The sequence below is a fragment of the Streptomyces sp. JLBJ103 genome (assembly GCF_058215575.1).
Window position 1 is genome coordinate 1,939,675 of the sequence record NZ_CM177089.1, and the last position, 24,583, is coordinate 1,964,257.

Below are 24,583 nucleotides of genomic sequence, written 5' to 3' on the forward strand. Positions count from 1 at the left end.
CCAGCGCGGATCGGAGCCGGGGTGGGTCCCGGGTGGATCCACGAGGCCACCGATGTGTGAGGCCTCTCCACCCGTGGGTGGAGAGGCCTCACACCGGATCAGGCGTCGATCCGCGAACGGTCCAGGGTGGCCGCGGAGTTGGTGATGAACTCCTTGCGCGGTGCGACCTCGTTGCCCATGAGCAGGTCGAATACCTGCTCCGCCGCCTCCAGGTCACTGATGTTGATGCGCCGCAGGGTGCGGTGGCGCGGATCCATCGTGGTCTCCGCGAGCTGGTCGGCGTCCATCTCACCGAGACCCTTGTAGCGCTGGATGCCGTCCTTGTAGCGGACACCGCGGCGCTGGAGGTCCAGCAGGGTCTCCCGGAGCTCGTTGTCGGAGTAGGTGTAGATGTACTTCGACTGGCCCCGCTTGGGGTTGACCAGCTCGACCCGGTGCAGCGGCGGAACGGCCGAGAAGACCCGGCCCTGTTCGACCATCGGCCGCATATAGCGCTGGAAGAGGGTGAGCAGCAGGATGCGGATGTGGGCGCCGTCGACATCGGCGTCCGCGAGGAAGATCACCTTGCCGTAGCGGGCCTGGTCGATGTCGAAGGTACGGCCCGAACCGGCCCCTATGACCTGGATGATGGCACCGCACTCGGCGTTCTTCAGCATGTCGGAGATCGACGCCTTCTGAACGTTGAGGATCTTGCCGCGGATCGGCAGCAGCGCCTGGAACTCCGAGTTCCGCGCGAGCTTGGCCGTGCCCAGCGCCGAGTCACCCTCGACGATGAACAGTTCGCTGCGGTCCACGTCGTCGCTGCGGCAGTCGGCCAGCTTCGCGGGCAGCGAGGAGGACTCCAGCGCGGTCTTGCGGCGCTGTGCCTCCTTGTGCTGGCGGGCCGCGATCCGGGTGCGGGCGGCGGCGGCGACCTTCTCCAGGATGGCTCGGGCCTGGGCCTTGGCGTCCCGCTTGGAGGAGGTCAGGAACGCCTTGAGCTCCTTGGAGACGACATTGGCCACGATCCGGGAGGCGGCCGAGGTGCCCAGCACCTCCTTGGTCTGCCCCTCGAACTGCGGCTCGGCGAGCCGGACGGTCACCACCGCCGTCAAGCCCTCCATGGCGTCGTCCTTGACGACGTCGTCCTCGGCGACGCGCAGCGTCTTGGTGACCCGCAGCGCCTCGTTGACGGTCTTGGTGACCGAGCGCTCGAAGCCGGAGACATGCGTGCCGCCCTTGGGGGTGGCGATGATGTTGACGAAGGACTTGACGGTGGAGTCGTAGCCGGTGCCCCAGCGCAGCGCGATATCGACGCCGAGCTCACGGGTGACCTCGGTGGGCGTCATATGGCCGCGCTCGTCCAGGACCGGCACGGTCTCCTTGAAGGTCCCCTGGCCCGAGAGGCGCAGCACATCACAGACGGCCTTGTCCTGGGCGAGGTACTCACAGAACTCGCTAATGCCACCGTCGTAGCGGAAGGTCTCCTCGACCGGCCCGGTCTCCCCCTCGAGGCCGCGCTCGTCCCGGACGATCAGGGTGAGGCCGGGCACCAGGAAGGCGGTCTGGCGGGCGCGGGCGTGCAGGTGGTCCAGGGAGAGCTTGGCGTCCTTGAGGAAGATCTGCCGGTCCGCCCAGTAACGGATGCGGGTGCCGGTGCGCGTCTTGGGGACCCGCTTGCCCTTGAGGAGGCCACTGGAGGGGTCGAAGGGGGCGTCGGGGCCGGATTCGGTGAAGATCCCGGGGACACCGCGCCGGAAGCTGATCGAGTGGGTCTTGGCGTTGAGGTCCACCTCGACGTCGAGACGGCCGGAGAGCGCGTTGACCACGGAGGCACCGACGCCGTGCAGACCGCCGGAGGCCGCGTAGGCGCCGCCCCCGAACTTGCCGCCCGCGTGCAGCTTGGTCATCACGACCTCGACGCCGGACAGCCCGGTCTTCGGCTCGATGTCGACCGGGATGCCGCGGCCGTTGTCCCGGACCTCCACGGAGCCGTCGTCGTGGAGGATCACCTCGATGCGGTCGCAGTAACCGCCGAGGGCCTCGTCCACCGAGTTGTCAATGATCTCCCAGAGGCAGTGCATCAGGCCCCGGCTGTCGGTGGACCCGATGTACATACCGGGGCGCTTGCGCACGGCCTCGAGGCCCTCGAGGACGAGGAGGTGCCGCGCGGTGTAGTTGGAGCCGCCCCGGTCTGCTCCGGTCAGCAGCGCAGTGGACGGCACGGACGTGTCGGCGGTCACGCGGTTCGCTCCTCGCTGAATTTCTGGTTGGCCCGGCTGAGGGCACAGTGGTGGCTGGGTCGCCCGTCAGAGCGTACCGAGGCCTGATAGAGCCTTTGTGTCGCCACCCGTGAAACGTCCATGCTAGTCCAGGCAACGCGTGTTTCGCTCGTACGTTCGATCGCCCGTTGGAGTGACACACACATCACGTTCCCTTTCAGGCATGAACCATTTAGGCTCCGGGCACGTCCTCATGAACAACCGGCAACCCAGCCGGGCTGGACACACCCGACCAAACGACGTGAATCTGTAAACCATCGCAATACGGCTCATTCGCCGCCAACCGTCACCATCCGGCCTACTCAGAAGCAATTTTTGGGAAAAAGCCACGAGCGGGAACGATTTCGGGCTGGTTGGATGTTGACCCTGGTACGACAGCTCGTCGAGCTAGAGAAGAGGCGACGTGACTACTGTTCTGACCCCCGCGAGCCCGCTGACGGCCGCTGACCGCTGCGACCGGTGCGGCGCCCAGGCTTACCTGCGCGTCGTACTGATGAGTGGTGGTGAACTGCTCTTCTGTGCCCACCACGGGCGCAAGTTCGAGCCGGAACTCAAGAAGATCGCCGCTGAGATACAGGACGAGACCGAGCGGCTGACCGCCGCTCCGGCGTCCGCGTCCGACGACGAACGCTGACGCCTCCGCCCCACCACGACGACGAGCGACGCCGGCCCAGGGCCGGATCTTGGGCGGTTCGCCCCCGCAGAGGGGGTGGCCGCCCTCGCTCGTGTCACGAACTCGCCCACCCTGGGCGGCCCGATCAACGGCTCAGCCATGGGCGGCCACCAGCGGCGCCACCGCCGAGATCCTCGTGTAGACCCCGGGCTGCCCCGCCACCGCACAGCCGCTCCCCCAGGACACCAGTCCCACCAGCCGCCCCCCGGCCACCAGCGGCCCTCCACTGTCCCCCTGGCAGGCGTCGTGCCCGCCCTTCGGCAGCCCCGCGCAGACCATGGAGTCCGCCTGGTAGTCACCCTCCGTGCTGCCCGGATAGGCGGTCTCACAGGTCGCGTCGTCCAGCACCCGGACGGTGGCCATGTGCAGCGTCGACGCATAGCTGCCGTCGCCCTTCGTATCACCCCACCCGTACACCGCCGCATGCGTGCCGGGCCGGTAGGCCGGGTCGCCCTGCCGGGCCATGGGAACGACATACGCGGGCGGCAGCGGGCGGCTCAGAGTGATCACCGCGAGATCACCGGCCCGCTCATCGCCCTCGTACGCGGGATTCACCCACACTCGTGCGGCCGGGTACTCCACACCGGCGGTCCCCCGCAGATCGTTGCGCCCGACGATCACGCGCAGATCCGGCACCTCCCACCAGCTCCGCCCGAGCACCGCCCGGCTCATGCAGTGAGCCGCCGTGAGGACCGTCGTGGGACCCACCACCGCGCCCCCGCAGAACTGGCCCGAGCGGGCGGCACCGAACACCGCACGACTGGACAGGGCCACCACCCACGGTGCCTCGACGGTACGGACCGGCTGGCCGCCCACCACCCCGCGGTCCGCCGTCGCCGGAGCCGGTGCGACCAGCACCAGGGCGAGGGCAGCGGCCAGCGGGACCGCGAGAACGCCGAGGAGTGAGCGGAGCGACCTACGCATGCAGCCTCCTGACCGTACGGAGCGTGGCACACACTCAGCGTCACCCGGGGTGGTCGGGAGCGCATCCGGTGATGGTCCATGCGGGGGTCGAGGCGATCCGGCCGACACAGCGCGAAGGCCGGACCCCTTCTCGGGGTCCGGCCTTCGCGCTGTGTCGTTTCATCCGCCGCGGCCGCTTCCAGCCGCGGAGGGATCAGTCCAGGTAGTCGCGGAGCACCTGGGAACGGGACGGGTGACGCAGCTTCGACATCGTCTTGGACTCGATCTGGCGGATGCGCTCACGCGTCACGCCGTAGACCTTGCCGATCTCGTCGAGCGTCTTCGGCTGGCCGTCGGTGAGGCCAAAGCGCATGGAGACCACGCCCGCCTCGCGCTCGCTGAGGGTGTCGAGCACCGAGTGGAGCTGCTCCTGCAACAGCGTGAAGCTGACGGCGTCGGCCGGGACCACGGCCTCGGAGTCCTCGATGAGGTCACCGAACTCGCTGTCGCCGTCCTCGCCCAGCGGGGTGTGCAGGGAGATCGGCTCACGGCCGTACTTCTGGACCTCGATGACCTTCTCGGGGGTCATGTCGAGCTCCTTGGCCAGCTCCTCCGGGGTGGGCTCACGGCCCAGGTCCTGGAGCATCTGGCGCTGCACGCGCGCGAGCTTGTTGATGACCTCGACCATGTGCACCGGGATACGGATGGTGCGGGCCTGGTCGGCCATGGCGCGGGTGATCGCCTGACGGATCCACCAGGTGGCGTACGTGGAGAACTTGTAGCCCTTGGTGTAGTCGAACTTCTCGACGGCGCGGATCAGACCGAGATTGCCCTCCTGGATCAGGTCCAGGAAGAGCATCCCGCGCCCGGTGTAGCGCTTGGCCAGCGAGACCACCAGTCGGAGGTTGGCCTCCAGGAGGTGGTTCTTGGCGCGGCGGCCGTCCTCGGCGATGATCTCCAGCTCACGCTTGAGCTTGGGGGCGAGCTTGTCGGAGTTGGCCAGCTTGTCCTCGGCGAACAGACCCGCCTCGATGCGCTTGGCGAGCTCGACCTCCTGCTCGGCGTTGAGCAGCGGGACCTTGCCGATCTGCTTGAGGTAGTCCTTGACCGGGTCGGCGGTGGCACCGGCCGCCGCGACCTGCTGCGCGGGGGCGTCGTCCTCGTCCTCGTCGGACAGCACGAAGCCCTGGTTCTCGGGCTCGCCCTCGGCGCCCTCGGGGCCGCCGGGCTTGCCCGTCGGCGCCTCCTCCATCACGTCCTCGCCCTCGAGGAGCTCGTCGGTGGCGTCCTTCTTGGCGGTGGTCTTCTTCGCGGCGGCCTTCTTGGCCACGGTGGTCTTCTTGGCCGCGGCCTTCTTCGCCGTGGTCTTCTTCGCGGCAGCCTTCTTCGCCTGAGCCGCGGCGGGCTCGTCGGCGGTGGCGCCCGCGTCGGCCGCGGAAGCGGCCGGAGCGACGGGGCTCTTCTTGGTCGTGACCGGCTTGGCCGCGACGGATTTAGTGGCGGTGCGCTTTGCCGGGCTCTTCGCTGCGACGCTCTTGCGGGTGCGCTTGGGCGCTTCTGCGGCACTGACCATCAGCGTCACACCCTCCTCGTCGAGGACCTGGTTGAGGCTGCGCAGTACGTTCTTCCACTGGGTTGGCGGAATCTGGTCAGCCTCGAAGGCCCGACGCACGTCATCGCCGGCGATCTGCCCCTCAGCCTTTCCCCGCTCGATGAGCGCCATCACAGACTCGGACTCGGCGATCTCCGGCGGGAGCGTACGGGATGTGCTGGCCGACACGAACAACCTCTCGGAACGTTGGAAACGGCTTCCGGCTCGGCCCTATGAGGACCGGAGCCGACGACCGCCGGCAGGGATGAACCGACGGCGCGGGCGGAGTGCGGAGGAGTACAGCGTTATGAGCGACATCCGTATTCCCTCCGCGGCTGCCACCTCTTTAATCATCGCGCTCCCCCAAAGAGCGTTACGCCCAATCGTCGTGGCCCGAGTCACACCCCATAACGGTATTAATACCCACCTAACCGGACAGATAACTCCGAGTTGATCACATACGGATTCCGCACAGCGCCGCAGGATCTCCGGGACGCCGCGGCCTCGCCGCCGCGCCGCCGCGCCGCCGAACCCGCGTCACGGGATCCGGCGACGCCGCTCTCGTACGCCGCACAGCGTCCGCCGGACCCTCGCCCGCCCGCCGGACCGCGACTCGCGGCCCGCCCGGCATTCAACGCCGTACGCCGTACGTCCACCGCGCATCCGCGCCCGCTGCCCGCCCTGCGGCTTCCGGACGCCGCGCAGGTCCGCCCGTGCACCCGGTCCGCCGCGGCCGCGCCTGCCCGGCGCCGTACGGGGCAGGCACCGTATCCGGCGGACGCGCGACGCCCCGGGGCGCGCGGAACGCGCCGCGGGATCAGTGCTCGCGCGGCGCGGGCACCCCGACCTCGGCGTGGTCGAGATCCGGGTGGACGGTCAGCAGTTGACGCATCGCCGCCTCGGCCGCCGTGGCGTCACCCGCGCCGATCGCCTCGACGATCCGGCGGTGGTGGCCGACACTCGCCTCGGTGAGGCGGTCGCAGCCGGTACTGGACGCGCCGGAGACGTGCAGAGCGGCGCCGACGATCCCCGCCAGGTGCTCCAGCATCCGATTGCCGCCGACCTGGAGCAGCAGGGCGTGGAACTCGGCGTCGGCGCGGGAGAAGGTCAGGGTGTCGCCCTGGGCCAGTGCATGACCCATGATCTCGGCCATGTCGGCGAGCCGCTGCTGGACGTCCTCACGTCCGTGGCCCGCCGCGAGACGCGCCGCCAGCGGTTCGATGGTCCAGCGCAGCTCGCACAGCTCACGGCGCTGGTCGTCGCGTTGCGGGCCGAAGGCGCGCCACTCGATGATGTCCGGGTCGAGGAGGTTCCAGTCGCTGACCGGACGGACCCGGGTGCCCACATTGGGGCGGGCGCTGACCAGGCCCTTGGCCTCGAGGACACGCAGCGATTCCCGTACGACGGTGCGGGAGACCTCGAAGCGCTGGCCGATCTCCTCGGGGACGAGGGGGCGGTCGGCGCCCAGGTCGCCGGAAACGATCATCTGGCCCAGCTGCTGGACGAGTTGGCCGTGCAGCCCGCGGCCCCGGTTGCCGGCCGCGCGTCGGCCCACCCGTCCGATTTCCGTGTCGGCGCCGTCCCATGAGGGAGCGCTGCCGCGGTCGGCGCCGGGGGCGTCGGCGTAGGAGTAGCGGTCAAGCTCGCCCGAGCCGGCCAGGCCGGAGTCGGCGGGACGAGCCGCGGTCATCGTGGTGTGCGCAAGGGTACTCACGCATCCTTTGTCGGCGACGCTCCGAAGGCCCTTGAGGTCTTTGGTGAAAAGCACACGAAAGGGTGATCGCCCATTACCTCACAATTGACGCTCAATCGGACAGAAAGCAGCACCCTTCGCGGTGTTGCGAGCACTTCATGCGCTGGACCTGCGAAACGACCCCCGACCTGGTCCGGCGGGGCGCCGCCGCACGGAGACGGCCGGTGAGCGGGCGCCAAAGCGTGGGCCGGACAACCCGGCCCACGGCGCACTACTGGCGCGTACTCCTGCCGCGCAACCCGGTGAGGGCATACGCGCACAGCAGGACGGCCACCGACAGCATCAGCGCCTGACCCACGGGCTGACCCGCGAGCCGCATCAAGACCGCGAACACGCGGTCGAATTCGGAGGTCGGGCGTTCGAGCGCGGAGGCACGCAGCCGGTGCGGCAGCATGGCCAGCGAGCGCAGCTCGGGCTCCTGCATCACCCGCTGGACGACAGGCACGGCCAGGACCGGCACGGCGAGCAGAGTGGCCAGCCCGAGCGCCGTGGAACGGAAGACACCGGCGGCGAGCAGTCCGGCCCATGACGAACCGACGGTGAGACCGAAGAGACTGGCGGTCAGCTCGGGCCAGTCGGCGGGCAGTGGGACGGCGTCTCCGCCGACGAGGAGCAGGAGGGCCGCGCTGTCCAGAACCACAACGCCGACCGACAGCAGGATCGCCCCGGCGGCGCAGACCATGAACTTCGCGGAGAGCAGGCCGAGTCGGCGCGGCACAGTGTCACGGGCGGGCGCCAGCGCCGGATAGCGGAACTCCTCTCCGAACGCGAGCGCACCGAGCAGTCCAGCGGCGATGGCGACGGGGGGCAGCGGAAGGTCGGCCGGCCAGCCGGTGACCCGGTGCAGCTCACCGGTGATCCCCGCGCGTGCGAGCAGTACGGAGGCGACGAGCGAGGTCACGATCGCCGCGACGGTGATGAACCAGCCGGTCCGTACGCCGATGGCACGGCGTAGCTCATAACGCATCGGCCAGGCGGGGCCGGGGAGACGGAGCCGGGGCAGGAAGCGGGGCGGCGGCGCCTCTGGGTCGCGGGCACGGATGCCCGCGGAGGTCGTCGGCCCCATGTCGGCGGTCTCCTCGATCAGCCGGTGCACCACGATGCCGTGGCGGTAGGCAGCCTCCCCGACGGAGGCGGCGGGGAGGCCGTAGACCGAGATATGGACCTCGTCGTCCCGCACCACGGAGAACGGGTCGGCGAGCGCCGACATCTCCTCGAGCTCGGTGTCGGGCTCGGCCGCCGCGGCTCCGGTCTCACCGGAGATCCCCTTGCCGTCTTGGGTAAGGGCACCATCGGCCTCGACGGTCCGGATGGCCGCGGTGGCGGGCATGGGCGCGGTCGCCCCGAGGGTGACCATGGGCGCGGTGGAAGTGGTGGTCGCTGCGGTGGCCGTGGCCGATGCGGACCCAGCGGCCCCGGCGACGGACTCGGTCCGGGGCTTTGCCTTCGCGGCCGCTCTGGTGCGGAATCGGAAACTGAACCGGGACTTCGACTCAGCCTTCTTCTCAGCCTTGGCGACGCCCTTGGCGGCTTCGTTCGCCGGGTCGCCGGTCGCGGAGCCATTCGCTTTGGCGGCCTCGGCGGCTTCGGCGGCCCTGGCCGCGCGCGCTGCCTTGGCCGCGGCCTCGGCGGCCGCCTCCGCCTCGGCGGCCTGCCGAATGGTGTGGGCCTCCTCCTCGAGGACGGCGGCGAGCCGGCCGGCGAGCGGGGACCGAACCACCACACGAGGACGCAGCCGGGTGCGGGCGAACTCCTCGACCGGCTGATCGGCGACCAGCCGCCCGCCTTCCAGGGTCAGCACCCGGTCGGCGAGGCGCAGGACCCCCTCGGGGTCGTCGGAGGTGACGAGGACGGCACCGCCCTGTGCCGCGAAGGCGCGCAGCAGCCGGTAGAGCCAGGCGGTCTCGCGGGGGGACAGTCCCCGCGCGGGGTTGTCGAGGATGAGGGTGTGCGGGTCCCCGAGAAGCGCGGTGGCGATACCGAGACGACGCTCCATCCCGGCGGCGAGATTCCCGATGCGCTCATCGGCCAGGTCGGTGAGACCGACAACATCGAGCACCACATCGGCGCGGGAAGCGGGCACCCCGACAGCGGCTCCGAGCATCCTCAGATGGCTGCGCACGGTGCGGCTGGGGTGGCCGGGGACGTCCTCGAGCAGAACGCCGATCTCGCGGGCCGGGCGCCGGATGCGGTGCAGGGGCCGCCCCCGGAAGAAGGCGGAGCCATGACCTCGGTCGAGTTGCAGCAGCAGTCGCAGCGCACTGGTCTTCCCCGCGCCGGTGCCACCGAGCAGGACGGTGACACGGCCCGGTGGGGCCTCGAAGGTGAGATCGTCGATGACGGGCGGATGGTTGCGGCGGGGGGTGCTGGTCAGTCCGGTGGCCTGGATCATTCCTTCTCCCGCGGGGCGTGGAACCGCTCGGTGGCACGTGGGGACTGGTGACGTACCGGAGCACGGTAACCCGCTATGTCCTATTTCGTCGGAACCTCACCCTCTGACGAGTCGTCGTGTCATGGGCCGTCACACCTCGGGACGGAGCATGGGCGGATTGAGGAGCGTGGCGCCTCCGGCCCGGAACAGCTGTGCGGGACGGCCGCCCTGACGGGTGGTCGTTCCTCCGGTGGGCACCAGGAATCCGGGAGTGCCGGTGACCTTGCGGTGGAAATTGCGCGGGTCCAGGGCGACACCCCACACCGCCTCGTAGACCCGGCGCAACTCGCCGACCGTGAACTCCTGGGGGCAGAAGGCCGTGGCCAGCGAGGAGTACTCGATCTTGGAGCGGGCGCGCTCGACCCCGTCCGCGAGGATCCGGGCGTGGTCGAAGGCGAGCGGGGCCGCCAGCTCGCCGTCGCGACCGAACGCTCCCTCCTGGGCCAGCAGGGACTCGACCGGGGCCCAGCGCACGCTGTGCGCGTCCCCTCCGGGCCGGGGCGCGGGCAGGTCGGGGGCGAGGGCGAGATGCGCGACGCTGACCACACGCATCCGGGGATCACGTTTCGGATCGCCGTAGGTGGCGAGTTGCTCGAGATGGGCGGCGTTCGGCGGAGCCGGGAGAGCCGGGTCATGGGCGAGCAGCCCGGTCTCCTCGGCCAACTCCCTGGCCGCTGCCGCGGCCAAGTCCTCGTCAGCCCGGACGAATCCCCCCGGGAGCGCCCATCGCCCCTTGAAGGGCGGCTCTCCGCGACGGACGGCCAGCGCACACAGCGCGTGCCGCCGCACGGTGAGCACGACCAGATCCACGGTGACGGCGAATGCCGGAAAGGCCGACGGGTCGTAGGGCATATAGCGATCATAGTCGTCTGCCTGACGATAAACAGGCTCTTCAGCATGCTCGTGGATGTTCGTGAGATCGCTCTCCCCCCCCGTATCCCTGCGCGATTCCCGTTTCTGTCGGCGAATACCGCTCCCCGGACGCGGCTGTGGTCAGCGCCCGCTGCGCGTCCCACGCCCTCCGGTACGGCGCCGGGTACGCGGCCTGCCCTCCGGGCGGCGCCTGCCTCCCGGCCCGCTCGCCGCGGCCGGGCCGCCAGGTCCGGTCCCGCCGCCGGCCGCCCGCCGCTCCGGTCGCACCCCCTCGTCCGCCCGGTCCCTCCGTTCCCCGAACTGCTTCTCGTCCTGCTCCGCTTCCTCCGCTTCCTCCGGTGCCTCCGGTGCCTCCGGTGCCTCCGGTGCCTCCGGTGCCTCCGGTGCCTCCGGTGCTTCCGGTGACTCTGTCCCCACGGGCTCCGCCGCTTCCACGGCCTCCCCCCCATCGCCGGGACCGATCGGCTCGGCAGCGCGGGCCCGCACCAACTCCTCCTGGACCGCGGCGTGCACGGCGCGGTCCACTCCGCCCTGGCGAAGGCACCGGCGCAGCAGCTCCGGGTTGAGCCCTTCGTTGCACGCCTGGTGCAGCAGCCTGGCGAAGAGATACTCGGGATCGGCCTTCAGCGCCCGACTGAGCGCCACCCGGGCGGCGGGCTCATCACCTCCCGACCATGCGACCCAGCCCGCGAGGGTGAGCGGCGCCGCGGCATGTTCCTCATAGGAGCCGACGCAGCGGCGGGCCAGCGCATGCCACAGCCGCAGGGCCGCCTCGGTGTCGGGCCCTTCCATCCATCGCGCGGCCCAGTCCCGTGTCACCCGGTCCTGGAGGCCGATGATCACCGCTGCGCTCTCCTCGTCTCCGAGCAGACCGTCGTCGTGGAGATCAGCGGCGGAGAGGTCGGCGGCCGGTGGAGCCGCGCTGAGCCGGTCGAGCATCTGCCCCACAAGGACGAGGGTCTCCGCCCGCACCGTGGCGCAGTCGGTGCGCTCCAGGATCCGCGGCACCAGCTCACCCGCGGCCACGTCCAGCGCACGCTCCTGTGCCTCGGCCCGGGGCCCGACGAGCGGTGACAGCCGGGCCTCCATCTCCCGCAGCGAACCACGGACATGGACACCCGCGAAGGTCGCGGCGGCGGCCATCACCGAGGTGCCGGGCAGGGCGAGCGGCACTCCTTCCGGCGGACAGCATCGCTGGTCGGGACAGACATAGGACCAGAACCTGCCGCCGGAGAGGCACAGCGCCTCGTAGACGGGCACCTCCATCGCCCCGCACGCGATGCGCAGACGCTGGGCGAGGGGCCGCAGCCGCTCCATCGTGTCCAGCCCGGCCTCGCCCTCGGCCGGATCCTGGCACAGGAACAGGACGATCCCGTCCGGGCGCTCACCGCGCCGCCGACTGCTGGTGATCAGGCATTCGGCGAGCTGGTCGCAGACCTCCGGCCACTCCTCGGGCGTGCCGGGAATACCGAGCCGCAGCCGTCCGCCGAACCGACCGCGAGGGCCGTGCAGCGCGATCATCACGATGCTGTCGTCCGGATGAAAGCCCAGAACATATGGCAGGGCGTCGGCGAGTTCCGCCGGGCTGCGCAGCGTGACCTGGTCCTGGCCGGAGAGCCCGGCCGCTTCGTCGTGTCGAGTCATAGCCCGACGGTCCCTCAGTCGAGCCGCCCCCGCCATGCCTGTGGATAACGTTATCCACAGGCCGCGCGACCCACTCGTGTGTTGTCGGGGGATCGGGTCTCATGGGGGCATGAGCGCGCCAGGGCAGCAGATACCTTGTCGGAAGTGTCCACACCACGGGAGCCACCTCACGTCACCGCCTCCGCCGCTGGATCGATGGCGTCAGCCTCGCGGCCCCGTTCTGACAGGGGCTCCCCATGTGCCCGTATCCGGCCGGGCCGCGTCGGCGAGGTGATACAGAGTGTTGCCCTCGGCGCGCACGTATCGCACCGCGCGGCCGAACTCGGGCCAACCAATGGTGGAACGCATCGTTTCTACGATTAGCATGGGAAGATCTGCGTCTGGCAGGTTCCGGACATGTGAAGGTCTGCCCCGGCGGGGTATAGCCGAGTTGCTATGGCTTGTAGCCCTATCACGGAGGAGTTCATCCGCCCCCTTTACCTGACAGGTTTAGGGCACAGGAAGATTGCGCCTGGCAGCTTCTGGACAGCGGGAGACCGTGTCGCAGGGCAGGTTTACTAGGGTTCTACAGGGTTATGAGGTCTTGTTGCCAACGGCGCACATTTCGCCGGGCCAGAAGTCGTGGTTACCCCGGAACGCATCCGCCATGAGTCGACCGATCGCCATGTACATGCGCCGACCAGGGGCATATCTGCTGCAAGGGGAAGCGTTGGGGCGACGATCATTTTCATCTACCCGACACCGGCGGCGTTGGCGGTTCACCTGCTGGATCGGAATCTTCGGCGAGGACGAGCCACTGCCCGCGGCGCCGGACGACGAGGCGACGTCCGACTGAACTGGTTGACCGGTGAGGGCAGACGGCCGGAAGACTGTGCGCCCTCTCCCACCGGAGCGCCGCCAGGGGTCGCCCCCTGCGGCGCTCCATCGCACGGGCCCGACACGACCGAGACGGAGTGAGCCACCCGGGCCACCCGGGCCACCCGAACGAGAGGAACCAGATTCCATGGCGCACATCGGTGACCGAAACAGCGTGTGGATACAGGACGTTGGTCCCGCGGCGCAGGAGGACGCGCCTGTTCGCCTGGTGTGCTTTCCGCACGCGGGCGGTGCGGCATCGTTCTACCACCCCCTGGCGACCGAGATGGGCGAGGCAGCCGAAGTGCTGGCCGTGCAGTACCCGGGGCGTCAGGACCGTCGCCATGAACCGGCGTGCGTGACCATCGCCGAACTCGCCGATCGCGTCCACGACGAGATCCAGGCTTGGGTGGACCGGCCCCTGGTGTTCTTCGGGCACAGCATGGGTGCGGTCGTCGGCTACGAGGTCATCCGCCGTATGCAGCGGCAGGGCGAACACAGCCCGCTCGGTTTGATCGTTTCCGGCCGCCGTGCGCCGTGCGTGTCCTGCCCGCCGCGGAACCTGCACGAACGGGGCGACGCCGCCCTGATCGACGAGCTGCGGCGGCAGAACGGAACCGCGGCCGGTCTCCTGGAGAACCAGGAGGTCGTGGAGATGATCCTGCCCTCGCTGCGCGGCGACTACCGCGCGATCGAGAGCTACCGCCACCAGGAGGGGCCCGAACTCACCTGCCCCATCACGGCGTTGACCGGCCGGGAGGACGTAGCCGCCACCGAGGATCAGGTCCGGGCCTGGGAGAACCACACCCACGCCGCCTTCGAGCTGAGGCTCTTCCCCGGCGGCCACTTCTACCTCAGCGATCAGTGGGACGCGGTCGCCGAGGTCGTCCGCGACTGCCTCACCGCGTTCGCCCGGCCCGTGGCCACCCACTGATCGGCGGCAGCTTCCCATGAACGGGGAGCTGCCGCGGCCGGGTGCTCCCGGCTCTATGCGAAGGGTGCGTCCGGGCCCGTGCCGTCACCCGCTCCCCCGGCGGAGCGCAGCAGACCATCGCTGATCCGTGCGGCGGTGTCGACCAGCGCCCCGGTCAGCAGACGCCCCGGGCGCGACGGCACCTGGGACGGCCTGCCCGACACCACGACCGCGGCCAAGACCTGACCTCCCTCCCTGCTCCACACGGGTACCGCGAGGGACACCGCGCTGGGCACAAAGACATTCGGCCCGTGCGCCCAGCCCCGGCTGCGCACCCGGGCCAGGTGGACGGCGCTGAAGCGGGCGCCGCGCAACCCTTCGTAGAGCGCATCGGGATCCTCCCAGGCGAGCAGCACCTGGGCGACCGGTCCGGCCTTGGCGGGCCGCGCGGTGCCGACGGGAATCAGGTGATCACAGGTGTCGCCGCGGTCCGCGACGGCCACACAGACCTGGATGTCCCCCCGTCGCCTGAAGAGCCGGGCGTCGAGGCCGGTGGAATCGCTGAGTTCAGTGAGCACCGGACCCGCGATCCGCACCATGCGGTCACGGTGTGTCTCGACCGAGAGGGTGGCCAGACGTGGCCCGAGGACAAACTTGCCTCTCACGTCCCGGGCGAACAGCTCCAGCCGCTCCAGGGCCAACGCAAGCCGGTACACGGTCGGTCGGCTGAGTCCGGTGCAGGCGACCAGTTCCGCGAGGGTGGCCGGGTCCCGCTCCACGACGCTGAGCAGCATGGACGCCTTGTCGAGCACACCGACTCCGCTCGCCGGCCGATGCGGGCTTACGGTGCTCACCGGACCGGCGCCCATCGCGTGCGGATGTCGTCGGGCGTGTCCAGATACGGGGCGAGTTCGTCGGCGAGCGTGTCGGCCGTGGCCTCCAACGTGGTGACGAAGGGGGCGCGGATCCGCTCCTCCCGTCCCGGGTAGCGAGCCACCAGCACCTCCACGTCGTCCCCGAAGGCATGTCCCCAGGAGCGGAAGAAGTCGGTCGACCCTCCGGCGTGCGGGAGGCAGAGCAGACGCATCCTGCACGGCCCCTGGGTGGCGTACCGCCGAAGCCAGTCGCTTGGGGTACCTGCTGGCATGGTGCTTCGGTCTCCTCGCTCGCCCATCGCTCGTTGGGCCCAGCGCGGCCGGGCGCCGCGTCATTGGCGATGGTTCCATCATGAATTCGAAAACAAAGGTGAGTTGAGCCGAGCCGATGTGGTGCATTTCCTCATCGGGAGTGGCAGGAGGATGTCGGTGATGTCGTCGCCGAACCGCCACGGCTTACCCATCCCCGGCGATGTGTGCCCCGTCCGCGAAACATCAAGGCGACCGGTTCGCCACCATCGAATAACCCTTCATCGAATCACCTGGCAAACAGACTTCACTGCACGACAGGGAAGAAGAGGCACGGCGCCCGGAATGCCGTTCCAGCGATTCCGGGCCCGTGCCGTGCTCCAGCGACTTACGGGGGATGAAGCCGCCGGACAGGAGGGAACTTCCTTCGGGGCCGAATGCGCCCTCCTGGCATGCCATACAACTGTGTGCGATCGTCGGTTGGCAACGAAACTTTCAGGAAGTTGCCACTCGCCTTCCCGACGTCTGCCAGCGCGGCTCATACCCTGTCGCGCCAGAGGTCCAGGACGTGGCGAGCAACCGGAGTTCCGCCGCTCGTACCCCGGCCTGGAAGCGCGAGCGGGCGCCGAGCAGCGTCATGATCTCGGCGACATAGCGCCGGTAGGTACGCACGGATACGGTCAGCTCGCGGGCGGCCACCTCGTCGGTGACGCCCTCGCGGAGGAACCCCAGGATCTGCCGTGCCTGGGCGGCCCGGGCCTGGTCCCCGAACGAGATGCGTTCGTGCGCCGGCACAGCTCCGCGCCACACCCCCTCCATCAGGGTGCGCAGCGCCAGCAGGACCTCCGGCGCCTCGACGACCGAGGCCCGGCGCCCGAGCGCGGACTCCGCCACCACCAGTGCCCGGGCTCCGTCCACCAACAGCGCCTGGATCGGGGGGATTCGGGCGACCTTGATCGCCACCTGCCGCTCGCGGTACTCCTGTGCGAACCCCTCGTCCAGCAGTGCGGGGGCGCTCAGGAGCCGCACCCGGACCGTGTCGAGGTCGCTGCGCAGGACTCTGCGCAGCGCGTCCGGTGGATAACCGTCCAGCCTCACGTCGCGGCCGTGAATGATGTCGATGGTTTCCTCTGCCCCGTCGATCAACTCCTTGGCCGTTCGGAGGACTTCCTCGTACCCGCCGTCCACCGTGTTGATGAGTCGGCTGCCGGCCAGCTGCCCCCGGTGCTGGATGACCGCGGCGTCGATCAACTCGCGGACCTGACGGAGCACGTCCTCGACGCCTCCGTCGGCTCCTCCCCTGGCGCTCATGGCCCTGACTCACCCGCCGCAGACACCCGGCGGCCGGGGTCTTTCCATCGATAGCGGCCACACGGAACCCAGTGCATCCGTTCCTCGTTCCTCTTGCATGGTCTGTTGCATGTCTTGCCGGGCCGTCGTGCCGGGACCTCCGGCACCGAGGCCCCGGCATGCGCGCGCCCTGGCGCCCGTCACTCGCCGCCTATACGGCCTTGTCCCGCAGCAGTCCCAGTTCCCCGGCACGCAAACCGGCCTGAAAACGCGAGGTCGCCCCAAGTTCACCCATGATCTCCGCTACGCGGCGCCGATACGTGCGCAGCGAGACACCCATCTGCCCCGCCGCTTCCTCGTCGGTGTACCCGGCGCAGAGCTTGGCGAGAATCGCACGTGACTGGTCCGTGCGCAGCCGCTCCCCCATACCGAGGTGAGCGGACAGTCGACGGGCGCCCGACCAGGCCCCGGCGAACAGCAGTTGCAGGACTCTGACAGCGGCGGGGTCCCGCACGGTCACCGCGTACCCCAGCGGGAGTTCCGGGGAGTCCGAGCGCACCAGCGCCACCTCCCCGTCAACCACGAGCAGTTCACGCAGTTCGCCTTCAGCGACCCGGATCTCCATACGTAGCTGGCGCAGTCGCTCGCCCAGATCCAGCAGGTCGGGCACGGCCTCCGCGGACCAGAGCCCTCGGACCACGAGTCGGGGAGCGAGGCTCGCACGCTCGGCGAGCACCTTCGTGACCCGGTCCGCGAGTACGCCGCCGCTCATCACGGCCAGTTCCACCGAGTGCCGTACGCCAAAGAGGAGTTGGTCCACCGTCTCCTCGAGGGCCCGACCGTCGACCCGCGAGATCAGTTCTGACCCCTCGGCTTGCCGACGCAAAGATATTGTGTATTCAACCAAAGCGTCGGCCTGTAAAAGCGCCTGCTCCACGCGATGATCATGATCGTCCCGTACCACGCCCCCGTACCCCCGTTAATCGAACTTCGTTGCCCATGCAGCTAATGCGCCGCGCGGCAATTAGACCCACAGGCGAGCCCGTCACCTGCGAAACATACCTGGAGCTTAGTCGATCAAAGATATTAATCGGCCCTTCCCGCCCCAGTCAACGAGATGCCTGACAGCCGGACGTACCCGGCAAAGCCAACCCCTCCCATTCCAGACCGGGCAGGAACTGCCGACCACAAAGTGTCAGGAAGTTGCACGCCCAGGAGGGCAACCGGAATTAATCACACCCAGATAGAGTGCACCGCGTTATCAGGGTATCGCAGCACGTAGCGAAGGCGGCCGCGCCTCCCGCTTCCACGACTCAACCGCCCCGCGAGCGTCAACCTGGTCCGCCCGCGCATGAGTCGGCGGCCCACTCCCCCCCCAAACCCTGCTTATATATGGTCATTTGGCCATCGCTCAGCCGTGGACGCCCCGGTGAACCTTCGCCCGGCCCTCCGCCGGCCGGCAGTCCTGCCACGGACAAAGCCGACGTTCCACCGAACGCTATCCGGGCGCGGCAGCGATCTCCCGACCCCTTCCCGCACCCGAAATGGACGACGGACTCCAGCCGGATCGGCAGCACCGTCTCAGGAGAATCGGACCGGCATCACCCAATCAAGGTCATAAAAGTGCGGGCCGGCGAATTGAGTAATGGGATGGATCAGGAGACGGGGAATGAACACCCGATGTGTTCTCCTGTTTCGACGGGACTTTTACCTCCCCCGGCGTCGGGAAAGTTGATCCCATAAACGGTGAGGCACGGCTCACCACGGCAGAGGCGACGAGTTCGTCGCACCCGCGGAAGGGGAAAGCTCAGCCCGCCGCGGCGAGAACCAGCGGAAGCACCCCTTCGCTGCCCGCACGGCGGAGCAGGCGGGCAGCCACTGCGAGGGTCCAGCCGGAGTCGGTGTAGTCGTCCACGAGCAGGACGGGACCGGGATGGCCCGCCAACGCACCGGCCAGCTCCTCGGAGACGGTGAAGGCGCCTGACAACGACCTGAGGCGTTGGGCGGAGTTGCTGCGGCGTGCCGCGTGCACATCGCCCGGCCCGGTGTATGTCAGGGGGCCCAGATAGGGGAGGCGGCCGATGGTCGCGATTCCCTGGGCGAGTGAACCGACCAGTTGCGGACGGGCCAGGGATGGCACAGCGACGACTCCCACCGGCCGGGCAGCGGCGTCCGGGGAATGCGAGGCCCAGCCGCCCGGAGAACGCGCCCAATCGGCGAGGACTGCCACCGCGGCCCGCAGGACATCGTCGGGGACCGGCCCATCGGGCGTGTTCTCGGCCAGCAGCGGGCGCAGCCGGTTGCCCCAGCCGATGTCCGAGAGCCGCCCCAGGGCGCGCCCGGTGGAGCACTGCTCCTTCGCCGGGATACGCCCCTTGAGCTCGATGCCCAGTGCGGGCATCCCCGTCGGCCACATGCGACGCGGCTCGACCTCGACGCCCGGGCGGTCCAGCTCCTTCGCGGCCGCCGTCAGCGTCTCCGCCGAAACAGCGGAATCGGCCCAGGCGCCCGCGCAGTTGTCGCAACGCCCACACGGGGCGGCTCCCTCGTCGTCCAACTGCCGGCGCAGGAACTCCATCCGGCACTGGGACGTGCTCGCGTAATCGCGCATGGCCTGCTGCTCGGCCGCCCGCTGTCGGGCGACCCAGGCGTACCGCTCGGCGTCGTAGGCCCACTGCTCGCCGGTGGCGGTCCAGCCGCCCTTGACCCGCTTGACCGCCCCGTCCACGTCGAGCACCTTGAGCATGGTCTCCAGCCGACTGCGCCGGAGGTCCACCGATGCCTCCAGCGCCGGCACGGACAGCGGCCGTCCCGCATCGGCGAGGGCCGCGAGGGTCTGACGAACCTGCGCCTCGGGCGGGAAGGCGGTATCGGCGAAGTAGCGCCAGATGGCCTCGTCCTCCTTGCCCGGCAGCAGCAGCACATCGGCATGGGCCACACCGCGGCCCGCGCGGCCGACCTGCTGGTAGTAGGCGATGGGCGAGGACGGCGAACCGAGATGGAGCACGAAGCCCAGGTCCGGCTTGTCGAAACCCATGCCCAGCGCCGACGTCGCGACCAGTGCCTTGACCCGGTTATCCAGCAGGTCGGCCTCGGCCTGGAGCCGGTCGGCGTTCTCCGTGCGCCCGGTGTAGGAGGCCACCTGGAAGCCGCGCTGCCGCAGATAGGCGGTGGCCTCCTCAGCCGCGGCCACCGTCAGCGTGTAGATGATTCCGGAGCCCGGCAGCTCGTCCAGGTGCTCGGCGAGCCAGGCCAGGCGGTGTGCGGCGTCCGGCAGCCGGACCACACCCAGCCTCAGACTCTCCCGCTCCAGCGGGCCACGGAGCACCAGGGCCTCTCCGGCGCCGGTACCCAATTGCTCGGCCACGTCCGCGGTGACCCGCGCGTTGGCCGTCGCCGTGGTGGCCAGCACCGGCACGCCGGGGGGAAGCTCGGCGAGCATCGCCCGCAGCCGCCGGTAGTCGGGCCGGAAGTCATGCCCCCAGTCGGAGATGCAGTGCGCTTCGTCGACCACCAGCAGACCGGTCGTGGCCGCGAGCCTGGGCAGCATCTGGTCGCGAAAATCCACGGAGTTGAGACGTTCCGGACTGACGAGGAGAACGTCGGTCTCGCCGCGCTCGACCTCCTCATGGATGGTGTCCCACTCCTCCGGATTGGCCGAGTTGATGGTGCGCGCCCGGATACCGGCCCGCGCCGCCGACTCGACCTGGTTGCGCATCAGCGCCAGCAGCGGTGAGACGATCACCGTCGGGCCGGAGCCGCGTCGGCGCAGCAGAGCCGTGGCGACGAAGTACACCGCCGACTTGCCCCAGCCGGTGCGCTGCACCACCAGGGCACGCCGCCGCTCTTCCACCAGAGCAGCCACCGCCTGCCACTGGTCCTCGCGCAATCGCGCCGCATTCCCCGGGTCACCGACGAGCTCGGCGAGGATGGCGTCGGCTTCGGTGCGCAGCTCCAGAGCGTCCATGCCCCCATGCAACCGGATGGCACTGACAGTCGGCCAACTCACTCAGCGTGACAGGCTGCTCGCGAACGGTCCACAGCCCCCGAGAGCGCCGGCCGCCGCCGCCCGGCTGCTCCGGCGGGCCGGGACGACAGAGGTGTTTCCCCTGGTCCTCGCGGTACGGGGGTGAACGATGCCCGCCCGCGCCCGGTCTGCGGGCGGGCCAGGAATTTAGAACGCGCACCAACGTAAATCGGTCAGTGGCGCCAACTACTCATTGCCGCGCGCGGGCCCGGCCGCAAGAATTGTCATCTGCTCCCCGCCCCGGCCAGTCCGTGGTCCCGCTGGGGCAGTGTCGTGGCCTGCGCCCGTGCCCGACCCCGCACGGACCCTGGGCGCGCTGACGAAGGGAGGACCGTGACCTTCGGCTTCACTCCGCCACCGTCCGCCGATCCCGCTTCCCGACTGGGGCGGATGCTCGAACCCTCGGAATGGGCCGCCGCCGGTATTCCGTTGCTGCGCAATCCGCGCGAGGTCGTCACCGGACTGCACAGCCGCCATCTGCCCACACCGTCCACGGCGGTCGTAGCGGTCCTGGACCCGGAGGAACGGCTCACGGCCAGTGCGTCGTTCTCCCGGACCGGCGCTGCCGCCGCCGACGGCTGGGAGTTCCGGAACGCGCTGCTGACCCAGCTGCGCCGGGTCATCCCGCACGATCTGCGGCGCCGCACACCGGTGCGCACGGCCGTGCTGCTCTACTGCCGTGACGGCGAGAGCCAGTGGACGCAGGAGGACGGTGCCTGGATGTGGGGGCTGCGGGACGCCTGCACCCTGCATGGCCTTCGCTGCGGTGCGTACATCACGCTGACCCGCGAGGGATGGCAGATCCTCGGCGAAGGGCGGAGCGGCCGCAGGCCACACTCCGCCTCGCTCCGGACCGCGCTCGGCATCACCGCCACCGGCGACGGCGAGGCCGCACCGCTGTCGCAGCCCCGTAGCGGAGCGCATGACGCGCTCAGCCACTCCGCGGCCGTGTAGCCGGCGTCCGGCCGGACGCCGGACAGCTCTGTCACCGGGGACAGAGGCTGCCGGGCACCGGGCGTACGAGGACGTGCGAGATCAGACGCCCGCGCCGATAAGGGAGTTGATGCGCTGCGGATCACCGCAGACGATCAGCAACGCACCGGCACGGCTCGTCGCATCCGGCAGCACCCGCGCGACGGCGTCGTCCGCCCCGCCGTTGACGGCGACGACCACGACCGGACGGCCTGTGGCGCGGTCGGCGCCCGCCGCGGCGTAGAAGACGTCGTCACCGGCGTCGTGCTGCGCCCAGTAGGACGCCTCACCGAACGACAACTCGTGGACCGCCCACGGATGCTGGTCCCCGGTGGTCAGCACCAGGATGTCACCAGGCACCCGACCGGAGTCCAGCAGCAGGTCGACCGCCTCGTCCGCCGCGTCCAGAGCGCCGTCCACCGAAGCGGGGATCAGCTGGATCTGGGGCGCGGCCGTCGCGGCGGCAGCGGGAGCGGCCTTGGCAGCCGGGGCCGCCGGAGCGGTCGGCACAGGCTTCGTCGTATCGCTCGTGGAGCGCTGCGACGGAGCCGACGAGGTCCCGGCGGTGCCGCGGCTCGGACCGGGGCTTCCAGGCCGCCTCGGGACAGGGCGGGGGCCGGGACCAGGGACAGGACGAGGGGTCGGCGCGGTGTGGCCTGCGGCCGGTGTCGCGCGAGGACCCGGGACACTCTCGTGAATCTGAGGCTCCTCGGGGATGAGAGGCATGGGCTGATGTCTATCAAACGTCGGTGCGATTCGCATCGGCGGGTGGCGGTTTTCACCGCTTGGTCTGCTCAGAAGTCGAAGCCGAGTTGGCCTTCGGCCTCCAGCCCGACCGGTTCGGGTGCGAGGCGCACCCGCTTGAGGTGCCGCCACCGGGGCAGCCCGTCCAGATAGGCCCAGGACAGCCGGTGGTGGGGGGTGGGCCCCAGCTCCCGCAGAGCGGCGCGGTGCACGGGGGACGGATATCCGGCGTTGTCACCGAAGCAGAAGTCCGCGTGGGCGGCTCCCAGTTCGGCCATCATCGCATCCCGCCGCACCTTGGCGATCACGGAGGCGGCGGCGACGGCCACACAGGACTGATCGCCCTTGATGACCGTACGAACCGTCCAGGAAGAGCCGAGGTAGTTGTGCTTTCCGTCCAGGATCACCGCGTCCGGACGGACCGGAAGTCCGTCGAGCGCCCGTGTCGCGGCGAGCCGGAGGGCGGCCGTCATCCCCAGATCGTCGATCTCCTCGGGAGAGGAGTGACCGAGGGCGTGTGCGGTGACCCATGTCTCCAACTCCTGCGCCAGTGCTGTGCGCTTCTTGGGGCTCAGCAGCTTGGAGTCGGTGAGCCCGGTCGGCGGACGCCGCAGACCGGTGATCGCCGCGCAGACCGTCACCGGACCGGCCCATGCCCCGCGCCCGACCTCGTCGACACCGACGACGATCTTTGCTCCTGTGGTGGCGCGGAGCGAGCGCTCGACACTGTGGGTGGGCGGTTCGTAGGCCATGGCGAGGACAACATTACGCCGCCCGTACGGAGCTGCGGAAGCCGGATCGGCGGCCACCGGGTCCGGCCGGTGCCACCCGCCACCTCATGGGGGCCTTCGGTGGCCTTCCGGCCCAACGCGACGCCGCGGGCGGCTGGTTCACGCGGCCCCGGCCGCGGAGCCGGGTGCCGGGCCGCCGTCAGGTGGCCCGGCGGTTTCGTGCGTCAGGCGGGCGGTGCCGGGAGCCACCCCGGCAGCGCCTCGGTACGCTCCAGCCAGTCACGGGGTGGTGCTCCCGAGGCCGCGGCAGCGATCACTCCTCCGGTGATGGCGCAGGTGGTGTCCACGTCGCCGCCCGCCTGCGCGGTCCGCCAGAACGCCTCCTCGAAGGAGCCCAGATGGCGGGCGGCGGCCCAGAGGGCGAACGGCACGGTGTCGTGGGCGCTGGTGCGGCGGCCGCAGCCGAGCACCGCGGCGACGGTGCCCGCGTCCGCGTAGTCGAGCATGTCGCGGGCGCGGCGCAGCCCCGCCTGCACGGCGCTGCGAGGCACGGCCTCGGTCACACGGTCCAGGAGGTCCTCCGGCCCGCTGTGCCCCTCGGGGTCGGCCACCAGCGCGGCCGCGGCGGCCACCGCCATCGCGCCCGCCACTGCCTCACGGTGCTGGTGCGTGGTGTAGGCCGAGATCTCCGCCTGGTGGGTCGCCTGCTCCACGTCGCCCGCGTACCAGGCGCCGAGCGGGGCGATCCGCATGGCGGCGCCATTGCCCCAGGATCCCTGCCCGTTGAACAGAGCGGCGGCCAGGTCGCGCCAGTCGCCGCCCTCCCTGACCAGCCGGAGCATCCGGTTCACGGCGGGACCGTAGCCCCGGTCGAAGTCATGGTGCTCGGCGAACGACCGGGCGAGGTCGTCCTGGTCGATCCGTCCGTGCTCGGCCAGGACGGCCAGCACGGAGCACGCCATTTCGGTGTCGTCGGTCCACTGCCAGGGGGCGGGAGGCAGCTTGCGGCTCTTGAGGAACGGATAGTTGGCTGGGACAAAGAACTGGGAGCCGAGGGCATCGCCCACGGACAGCCCGCGCAGGCTCCCGAGGGCCCGGTGGAAACGGTCAGCGGTCATCGCTGGGCACTCTAGCCGGTGAGACCGTACGGCTCCGGGGTGCACCAGCGCTCGAAGGGCCGGTCGAGGCGGTAGCGCCCGTCAGGGCCGAGCAGCAGGGACCTGGTCTCGCCGTTCCCGGGGTTCGACAGCGACTCGAATTCGGCCACGGTCCAGTGCAGCCAGCGCATGCAGAACAGCCGCATGGTGAGTCCGTGGGTGACCAGCAGGACGTTCGGCGGATGGGCCGGGTCCTGGAAGCTGCGCCACAGGCTCTCCAGAAAGGCGTCCACCCGGTCGTAGACGTCGGCACCGGACTCTCCCTGAGCGAAGCGGTAGAAGAAGTGTCCGTAGGCGTCGCGATACGCCTTCTGTTTCCGCACATCGTCGCGATCCTGCCAGTTTCCCCAGTCCTGCTCGCGGAGCCTCGGCTCTTCCCGCACCCGGGTGCGGGAAGGGTCCAGCCCGAGCAGCGTCAGGGTCTGGTGGGTACGCCGGTACGGCGACACATAGACCGAAACCCGCTCCTCGCCGATGGTCGCGCGCAGCCGCTTGCCCGCCTCCTGTGCCTGGCACCGGCCCCGCTCGGTGAGCCTCAGCGCATGGTCGGGCTCGCGTTCGTACACCGTGTCATCGACATTTCCCTCCGATTCTCCGTGCCGTATGAGGACGATGCGCAGGGGTCTTGCCATGTCGCCACC

At 70.1% G+C, this 24,583-nt stretch carries 19 protein-coding genes; 3 read left to right on the forward strand and 16 right to left on the reverse strand.

Annotated elements, in window-relative coordinates; translation table 11 throughout:
- Positions 1 to 98 precede the first annotated feature (98 nt).
- The gene (locus tag AC4BEG_RS08330) at positions 99 to 2,222 is read right to left on the reverse strand and encodes a DNA gyrase/topoisomerase IV subunit B (protein ID WP_490705259.1); all 2,124 of its coding nucleotides are present in this window, start codon (positions 2,220 to 2,222) and stop codon (positions 99 to 101) included.
- Between the two features lie 442 nt (positions 2,223 to 2,664).
- Between AC4BEG_RS08330 and AC4BEG_RS08335 the strand changes: the two genes are divergently transcribed.
- Complete coding sequence (locus AC4BEG_RS08335; RefSeq protein WP_123103422.1) at positions 2,665 to 2,895, forward strand: DUF7455 domain-containing protein; 231 nt, start codon at positions 2,665 to 2,667, stop codon at positions 2,893 to 2,895.
- 132 nt (positions 2,896 to 3,027) lie between these two features.
- Here AC4BEG_RS08335 and AC4BEG_RS08340 read toward each other — a convergent pair whose 3' ends face one another.
- From AC4BEG_RS08340 to AC4BEG_RS08365, 6 genes are all read right to left on the reverse strand, one after another.
- Entirely contained in the window at positions 3,028 to 3,858 is an 831-nt protein-coding gene (locus tag AC4BEG_RS08340; protein WP_490705260.1) for a S1 family peptidase, read from the reverse strand.
- 193 nt (positions 3,859 to 4,051) lie between these two features.
- Positions 4,052 to 5,623: an RNA polymerase sigma factor gene (locus tag AC4BEG_RS08345; protein ID WP_490705261.1), complete on the reverse strand. Its 1,572-nt coding sequence runs from the start codon at positions 5,621 to 5,623 to the stop codon at positions 4,052 to 4,054.
- A 622-nt stretch (positions 5,624 to 6,245) separates the two neighbouring features.
- A complete protein-coding gene (locus AC4BEG_RS08350) occupies positions 6,246 to 7,196 on the reverse strand; it encodes a FadR/GntR family transcriptional regulator (RefSeq protein WP_490705262.1) in 951 nt (316 codons plus the stop codon).
- A gap of 196 nt (positions 7,197 to 7,392) precedes the next feature.
- Complete coding sequence (locus AC4BEG_RS08355; protein WP_490705263.1) at positions 7,393 to 9,573, reverse strand: ATP-binding cassette domain-containing protein; 2,181 nt, start codon at positions 9,571 to 9,573, stop codon at positions 7,393 to 7,395.
- Between the two features lie 129 nt (positions 9,574 to 9,702).
- Complete coding sequence (locus tag AC4BEG_RS08360; protein ID WP_490705264.1) at positions 9,703 to 10,464, reverse strand: NUDIX hydrolase; 762 nt, start codon at positions 10,462 to 10,464, stop codon at positions 9,703 to 9,705.
- Between the two features lie 141 nt (positions 10,465 to 10,605).
- The gene (locus AC4BEG_RS08365; RefSeq protein WP_490705265.1) at positions 10,606 to 12,129 is read right to left on the reverse strand and encodes a DUF4192 domain-containing protein; all 1,524 of its coding nucleotides are present in this window, start codon (positions 12,127 to 12,129) and stop codon (positions 10,606 to 10,608) included.
- Positions 12,130 to 13,132: 1,003 nt separating this feature from the next.
- Between AC4BEG_RS08365 and AC4BEG_RS08370 the strand changes: the two genes are divergently transcribed.
- Entirely contained in the window at positions 13,133 to 13,918 is a 786-nt protein-coding gene (locus AC4BEG_RS08370) for a thioesterase II family protein (RefSeq protein WP_490705266.1), read from the forward strand.
- A 53-nt stretch (positions 13,919 to 13,971) separates the two neighbouring features.
- On the opposite strand, the gene AC4BEG_RS08375 is transcribed toward AC4BEG_RS08370, so the two are convergent.
- The 5 genes from AC4BEG_RS08375 to AC4BEG_RS08395 form a co-directional block, all read right to left on the reverse strand.
- The gene (locus tag AC4BEG_RS08375) at positions 13,972 to 14,709 is read right to left on the reverse strand and encodes an IclR family transcriptional regulator (RefSeq protein ID WP_490705267.1); all 738 of its coding nucleotides are present in this window, start codon (positions 14,707 to 14,709) and stop codon (positions 13,972 to 13,974) included.
- 38 nt (positions 14,710 to 14,747) lie between these two features.
- The gene (locus tag AC4BEG_RS08380; RefSeq protein WP_490705268.1) at positions 14,748 to 15,044 is read right to left on the reverse strand and encodes a thioesterase II family protein; all 297 of its coding nucleotides are present in this window, start codon (positions 15,042 to 15,044) and stop codon (positions 14,748 to 14,750) included.
- 472 nt (positions 15,045 to 15,516) lie between these two features.
- Positions 15,517 to 16,332 carry a LuxR family transcriptional regulator gene (locus tag AC4BEG_RS08385; protein WP_490705269.1) on the reverse strand — a complete coding sequence of 272 codons (816 nt, stop codon included), beginning with the start codon at positions 16,330 to 16,332 and terminating at the stop codon, positions 15,517 to 15,519.
- Positions 16,333 to 16,522: 190 nt separating this feature from the next.
- On the reverse strand, positions 16,523 to 17,197 hold the full coding sequence (locus AC4BEG_RS08390; protein ID WP_490705270.1) for a helix-turn-helix transcriptional regulator: 675 nt from the start codon (positions 17,195 to 17,197) through the stop codon (positions 16,523 to 16,525).
- Positions 17,198 to 18,118: 921 nt separating this feature from the next.
- The gene (locus tag AC4BEG_RS08395) at positions 18,119 to 20,278 is read right to left on the reverse strand and encodes a RecQ family ATP-dependent DNA helicase (protein ID WP_490705271.1); all 2,160 of its coding nucleotides are present in this window, start codon (positions 20,276 to 20,278) and stop codon (positions 18,119 to 18,121) included.
- Positions 20,279 to 20,671: 393 nt separating this feature from the next.
- Between AC4BEG_RS08395 and AC4BEG_RS08400 the strand changes: the two genes are divergently transcribed.
- On the forward strand, positions 20,672 to 21,292 hold the full coding sequence (locus AC4BEG_RS08400; protein ID WP_490705272.1) for a hypothetical protein: 621 nt from the start codon (positions 20,672 to 20,674) through the stop codon (positions 21,290 to 21,292).
- Positions 21,293 to 21,373: 81 nt separating this feature from the next.
- On the opposite strand, the gene AC4BEG_RS08405 is transcribed toward AC4BEG_RS08400, so the two are convergent.
- From AC4BEG_RS08405 to AC4BEG_RS08420, 4 genes are all read right to left on the reverse strand, one after another.
- Positions 21,374 to 22,036: a hypothetical protein gene (locus tag AC4BEG_RS08405; RefSeq protein WP_490705273.1), complete on the reverse strand. Its 663-nt coding sequence runs from the start codon at positions 22,034 to 22,036 to the stop codon at positions 21,374 to 21,376.
- A gap of 68 nt (positions 22,037 to 22,104) precedes the next feature.
- Positions 22,105 to 22,806 (reverse strand): ribonuclease HII, encoded by a 702-nt coding sequence (gene rnhB, locus AC4BEG_RS08410; RefSeq protein WP_490705274.1) that lies wholly within the window; start codon positions 22,804 to 22,806, stop codon positions 22,105 to 22,107.
- Between the two features lie 203 nt (positions 22,807 to 23,009).
- Positions 23,010 to 23,903 carry an ADP-ribosylglycohydrolase family protein gene (locus tag AC4BEG_RS08415; protein WP_490705275.1) on the reverse strand — a complete coding sequence of 298 codons (894 nt, stop codon included), beginning with the start codon at positions 23,901 to 23,903 and terminating at the stop codon, positions 23,010 to 23,012.
- An 11-nt stretch (positions 23,904 to 23,914) separates the two neighbouring features.
- Positions 23,915 to 24,574 (reverse strand): histidine phosphatase family protein, encoded by a 660-nt coding sequence (locus tag AC4BEG_RS08420; protein ID WP_490705276.1) that lies wholly within the window; start codon positions 24,572 to 24,574, stop codon positions 23,915 to 23,917.
- Positions 24,575 to 24,583: the final 9 nt, after the last annotated feature.

What these genes read in the sequence shown, in the direction of transcription:
- AC4BEG_RS08360 (WP_490705264.1), bottom strand. Translation starts at nt 10,464, where the DNA reads ATGCCCTACGACCCGTCGGCCTTTCCGGCATTCGCCGTCACCGTGGAT.
- AC4BEG_RS08365 (WP_490705265.1), bottom strand. Translation starts at nt 12,129, where the DNA reads ATGACTCGACACGACGAAGCGGCCGGGCTCTCCGGCCAGGACCAGGTC.
- AC4BEG_RS08355 (WP_490705263.1), bottom strand. Translation starts at nt 9,573, where the DNA reads ATGATCCAGGCCACCGGACTGACCAGCACCCCCCGCCGCAACCATCCG.
- AC4BEG_RS08385 (WP_490705269.1), bottom strand. Translation starts at nt 16,332, where the DNA reads ATGAGCGCCAGGGGAGGAGCCGACGGAGGCGTCGAGGACGTGCTCCGT.
- AC4BEG_RS08340 (WP_490705260.1), bottom strand. Translation starts at nt 3,858, where the DNA reads ATGCGTAGGTCGCTCCGCTCACTCCTCGGCGTTCTCGCGGTCCCGCTG.
- rnhB (WP_490705274.1), bottom strand. Translation starts at nt 22,806, where the DNA reads ATGGCCTACGAACCGCCCACCCACAGTGTCGAGCGCTCGCTCCGCGCC.
- AC4BEG_RS08420 (WP_490705276.1), bottom strand. Translation starts at nt 24,574, where the DNA reads ATGGCAAGACCCCTGCGCATCGTCCTCATACGGCACGGAGAATCGGAG.
- AC4BEG_RS08405 (WP_490705273.1), bottom strand. Translation starts at nt 22,036, where the DNA reads ATGCCTCTCATCCCCGAGGAGCCTCAGATTCACGAGAGTGTCCCGGGT.
- AC4BEG_RS08415 (WP_490705275.1), bottom strand. Translation starts at nt 23,903, where the DNA reads ATGACCGCTGACCGTTTCCACCGGGCCCTCGGGAGCCTGCGCGGGCTG.
- AC4BEG_RS08380 (WP_490705268.1), bottom strand. Translation starts at nt 15,044, where the DNA reads ATGCCAGCAGGTACCCCAAGCGACTGGCTTCGGCGGTACGCCACCCAG.
- AC4BEG_RS08395 (WP_490705271.1), bottom strand. Translation starts at nt 20,278, where the DNA reads ATGGACGCTCTGGAGCTGCGCACCGAAGCCGACGCCATCCTCGCCGAG.
- AC4BEG_RS08370 (WP_490705266.1), top strand. Translation starts at nt 13,133, where the DNA reads ATGGCGCACATCGGTGACCGAAACAGCGTGTGGATACAGGACGTTGGT.